The following is a 352-nucleotide window of genomic DNA, read 5'->3' on the forward strand; positions in this document are numbered from 1 at the left end:
CATGTGGGTTTCCCCATTCGGACATCCCCGGATCAAAGCCTGCTTACGGCTCCCCGAGGCGTTTCGTCGTTCGCTACGTCCTTCTTCGGCTCCTGGCGCCTAGGCATCCTCCGTGCGCTCTTATTAGCTTATCCTAGCTAATGAACTACATTAGATGTTTTCGGAATTGTTTCGCTATCCAGTTTTCAAGGAACAAGGTTTGAAGGTGCGTTAGCAACCCTCAAAACTGAACACGAGTAAGTAACATCAGCCGATTGTCTTGCATTGTACCGTGACGCTGCGGTCACGAGGTACTCCATAGAAAGGAGGTGATCCAGCCGCACCTTCCGATACGGCTACCTTGTTACGACTT

Annotated in this window: 2 rRNA genes; both read right to left on the reverse strand. The window is 50.9% G+C overall.

What is annotated here, in order from left to right:
* A 23S ribosomal RNA gene (locus tag ACSEXW_RS28365) occupies nucleotides 1-134 on the reverse strand; the annotation flags it as partial.
* Between the two features lie 167 nt (nucleotides 135-301).
* Nucleotides 302-352 (reverse strand): 16S ribosomal RNA (locus tag ACSEXW_RS28370); the annotation flags it as partial.

The sequence above is a fragment of the Oryzibacillus soli genome (assembly GCF_051594765.1).
Classification (GTDB): Bacteria; Bacillota; Bacilli; order Paenibacillales; family NBRC-103111; genus Paenibacillus_AR.